Source organism: Okeania sp. SIO2B9 (assembly GCF_010672505.1).
Lineage (GTDB): Bacteria > Cyanobacteriota > Cyanobacteriia > Cyanobacteriales > Microcoleaceae > Okeania > Okeania hirsuta.
This window is the reverse complement of record NZ_JAAHGK010001561.1, coordinates 1-1,520: the sequence shown is the minus strand read 5'-3', so window position 1 is coordinate 1,520 and position 1,520 is coordinate 1. Positions and strand designations below refer to the sequence as shown.

Below are 1,520 nucleotides of genomic sequence, written 5' to 3'. Positions count from 1 at the left end.
TGAAAAAGTTGATATTAGGCTCAAAGAACTACTAAGAGAAATAGCTCAACAGATTAATGTAGAAATATTAGAAATGGAAGTAGGAGAAGAGAATCACGTCACAAAGTTTATCATACTTGCAGTATCTTTAGAGATTTTGACAACCCAACAGATGGCAATTTGGCAGTACTCAAGGTATTAAGAGATTGTGATGCTTACTATATTGTCTGCTCTCAAGATGGATATGCTGGCAATGCTACAGTTTCTCGATTGGGAGCAGCTTATGGCTGGGGTATTACTGTCTATTCATCTCATGAGTTAGGCGATCGCGATCTTCATGTTTTTGTAAATGAAATAATACCAATCGGTGACAAACGATTATATTCGCCCTCCAATTAAAGATTTTAGGTTTTTCTTAACCTTTAATGGTACTGTTTAGGTTAGAATAAAATAGAAGATACAAAATATTTATATGACAAGACCAAAGCAAGGCGTTCCACAAATCACCAAATCTCCTTTTAAACAAATGAGGCTTGACGCGCAACTATCACAAGAAGCGTTAGCGCAAAAAATAGGCGTTGCCGTATCGACGATACGCCGTTGGGAGAAGGGTTTAGCAGAGCCAACCATGACAGTCGTACAACTTAAAGGATTCTTGAATGCAGTTAATGTCAATTTTCAAGAATTGCCAGATTCTTTATTACCAGTCAATTAATCGCAAAAAAGTTATTATGGCTATTAGACATGACAAACTCTTTCCTATGCCCTAGGAATAGATACTACGTTCAACAAATAGAAGTGGATGCAAGTTTCGAGGCTCGGCATCTACTTTTTAGTTAATATCAAATCTTTAGTTATCGCTGTTTAGTTCTGCCATTCTACCTCTCAATCTAATATTATTATTTTCTAATTGATTGTGTAACCATCCTATGCAATAATTATTCTCATCTTTTTTGCTGTGATGGCAAAGCATAGCCTGAAAATCATCACCTTCCAGCATCGCTAAAACTTGATTTTCTGGCGACACATCACTCAATATTGTACTTTCAAGCTTGATATGATCTTCTCTGCAATATCCATTTATTTGATAGGGATTGCTATTTTGCAGCCATGGACAATTAGAGCATTGCTTGGTTTGACTTAGCTTATTGGCTTGTTTTGATTTCATTTTTTATTGTTACAGATTTCCAAAAAAGTGTATTTTACTAGTAAAATTACGTTCAATAAGACATTTATATACAAAATAAATTATGTTTATATTGTTGGCAATTTACTATTTTTTATTATCTTATCTTCTTGTTATATTTAGCTTTTACTTACTTGATAAATTAGCGGAAACTATTAAAAAATACAAAGGGAATGATTATTTTCATAAATATTATAATTTCTCAGATTCAAATGTTGATTTCATGAGAAATATCGAAATAGCTATTCCTGTTAATACTGCTTAGGCTAAAGCCTTAGTGATTAACCTAATAAATAAGTCGCGATCGCTTTCTAGTGGTTGGCGGTTTTCTTCAATTGCTTTAGCTAGTTCTGAA

At 33.6% G+C, this 1,520-nt stretch carries 4 protein-coding genes; 3 read left to right on the top strand and 1 reads right to left on the bottom strand.

Annotated features, from left to right (window positions below; all coding sequences use genetic code 11):
• The 3 genes from F6K13_RS32650 to F6K13_RS32640 all read left to right on the top strand — a co-directional run.
• Positions 1–181, top strand: a 181-nt coding sequence (locus F6K13_RS32650; RefSeq protein ID WP_287289855.1) for a hypothetical protein, incomplete at its 5' end; no start/stop codon positions are given.
• Positions 160–378 carry a hypothetical protein gene (locus tag F6K13_RS32645; RefSeq protein ID WP_287289853.1) on the top strand — a complete coding sequence of 73 codons (219 nt, stop codon included), beginning with the start codon at positions 160–162 and terminating at the stop codon, positions 376–378. The genes F6K13_RS32650 and F6K13_RS32645, both read left to right, overlap by 22 nt.
• A gap of 127 nt (positions 379–505) precedes the next feature.
• Positions 506–694 carry a helix-turn-helix transcriptional regulator gene (locus tag F6K13_RS32640; RefSeq protein WP_287289850.1) on the top strand — a complete coding sequence of 63 codons (189 nt, stop codon included), beginning with the start codon at positions 506–508 and terminating at the stop codon, positions 692–694.
• A gap of 135 nt (positions 695–829) precedes the next feature.
• Here F6K13_RS32640 and F6K13_RS32635 read toward each other — a convergent pair whose 3' ends face one another.
• Entirely contained in the window at positions 830–1,147 is a 318-nt protein-coding gene (locus F6K13_RS32635) for a hypothetical protein (RefSeq protein WP_287289849.1), read from the bottom strand.
• Positions 1,148–1,520 lie beyond the last annotated feature (373 nt).